The following is a 963-nucleotide window of genomic DNA, read 5'->3' as shown; positions in this document are numbered from 1 at the left end:
TGCCTTTCCAATCGCGAAGACTAATCGACCGAAATATGAGGAGGAATCATGATGCAAACTAAAAACCCTATGGAGTTTTTCAGGAACCTGCCGCCTAAACAATGTACGGAGTGCGGAACCACCATCACCGAGCAAGCTGAATCGTATCTCTTGGAATGCGATCACTGCCTTTCCAAACGCGAAGACTAATCGACCGAAATATGAGGAGGAATCATGATGCAAACTAAAAACCCTATGGAGTTTTTCAGGAACCTGCCGCCTAAACAATGTACGGAGTGCGGAACCACCATCACCGAGCAAGCTGAATCGTATCTCTTGGAATGTGATCATTGCTTATCCAAAAAAGATGAGTATTGAAAAAGGATGCTGACATCCCATTGCCATATCCCCTATTATGATGTCAGCATTTCCCCCTCCATTCATCAGTATATGAGCTCCCATTTCATTTACCATGCCAAAAAGGATGTCCCTTGGACACCCTTCATGTTTATTTCACTTCCCCATATATTTATTCACATAATTCCCAGTGACGTCCCTGCTGCTGTACTGAAGGAAGTCCAATGCAAAAATCATGAATTCCAGGCCGAGACGCTTATCCGATCGCATGAAATCGGAGCCTAACAGTTTCTCTAGCTTTTCCAGTCTATGATATAGAGTTTGCCTTACAATGAATAGTTGTTTGGAAGTTTCCTGTTTAGATCCGTTACATGCAAGATATGACTTCAGGGTAGGCATTAACTCGCCATTGTTTTGCTTGTCATATTCAATGACAGGACCTAGGTACTCGTGCACCGTTTCCTCCAGGTTTCCATGTTTATTCAAGAGCGAAATCATGCGATGCATATGTAAGTCCTGATAAAAAATGCTCCTGTTCTCTTCTGGTAAACTATCTTGAAGCAGCAGGGTCTCGCGTGCCGTTTCATAGCTTTTATAAATCTCGTTTAATCTTTGTACATGCTTTCC

General features: G+C 42.8%; 3 protein-coding genes. 2 read left to right on the top strand and 1 reads right to left on the bottom strand.

The genetic code is table 11. The annotated features are described in order from the left end of the window. The first annotated feature begins 48 nt into the window (after positions 1–48). Together yhfH (CVN76_RS05315) and yhfH (CVN76_RS05310) are read left to right on the top strand one after the other, a co-directional pair. Positions 49–189 (top strand): protein YhfH, encoded by a 141-nt coding sequence (yhfH, locus tag CVN76_RS05315; RefSeq protein ID WP_442857550.1) that lies wholly within the window; start codon positions 49–51, stop codon positions 187–189. 24 nt (positions 190–213) lie between these two features. After that, on the top strand, positions 214–357 hold the full coding sequence (yhfH, locus tag CVN76_RS05310) for a protein YhfH (RefSeq protein ID WP_442857525.1): 144 nt from the start codon (positions 214–216) through the stop codon (positions 355–357). Positions 358–492: 135 nt separating this feature from the next. Here the strand turns inward: yhfH (CVN76_RS05310) and CVN76_RS05305 are convergent. After that, positions 493–963 (bottom strand): PucR family transcriptional regulator (locus tag CVN76_RS05305; RefSeq protein ID WP_198512412.1); only part of this gene is annotated, 471 nt, incomplete at its 5' end.

Source organism: Bacillus sp. mrc49 (assembly GCF_002803435.1).
Note: the sequence above shows the minus strand (reverse complement) of the source record. Positions and strands in the feature narration are given on the sequence as shown.